Source organism: Oleiphilus sp. HI0128, assembly GCF_001635365.1.
The window spans coordinates 1-789 of sequence record NZ_LWGG01001151.1 but is presented as its reverse complement, the minus strand read 5'-3'; the positions used below and the strand labels follow the sequence as shown (position 1 = coordinate 789).

The window sequence follows — 789 nt, the reverse complement described above, 5'->3', positions numbered from 1 at the left end:
GATAGCTCAGCAGTCTGAGATTAAGACCTACAGAGAGCGCTTCTTTGATCAAGTTGAATATGAAGCATTCTTTGCTTCTGAAGATATCCAGAACAGGTTCTTGATTCAGCAGTTAAAAATCAACAGTGATGAAACACTAACAGCAACAGAAAAACAACAACATATAGAGATAGCGAGCCTTGAACTACCAGAGGACATTAGAGCAACGAGGCAGCGCGCTCAGCAACATGCATTGCTATCAGAACAAGTTAGAAAAATGAAAGCCGATAATGCGCCCGTTAGCGAAGTGTATCAGCTGCGGGAGAACATGCTAGGGAGTGAGGCTGCGGCAGCGCTAGCCGATTTAGACAAACGTCGAGCGCAATGGTCGCAGAGACTTAGCAGCTTTTCCGCTGAGCGAAAAACTGTCTTAGATTCTAGCTTAAGTGAACAAGATAAGGAGCAATCCATTTCTGAACTGTTGGCCTATCACTTTGATGAAACAGAGCGTAAGCGCGTTAGTGCTCTGATGAGTGATGACAGGCTTCCATAGGTGCCAATTCGAATTGAAATGGACAATTAAAGGGCTCAGTCCAGAATGGTATACTGTTACGTACTTGTAGCCAAAAGGTTCGATCTGGCGCGATAAAGGTCGTGATAGACAGAATTCGATCTTACAGACGAAAATGGGGCACTCGGCATAGCAATTCAACACCCACAGGCAAAAAAGTCCGCAAGTCTGCCATTCAGAAGACATATACAGATAGGGATTATTCAGCCAAACTTTGCGTTTAGTGAATTAACGAAAAG

General features: G+C 44.1%; 1 protein-coding gene. It reads left to right on the top strand.

The window, feature by feature from the left end:
* Positions 1–532, top strand: a 532-nt coding sequence (locus tag A3763_RS19450; RefSeq protein ID WP_304440832.1) for a lipase secretion chaperone, incomplete at its 5' end; no start/stop codon positions are given.
* Positions 533–789 lie beyond the last annotated feature (257 nt).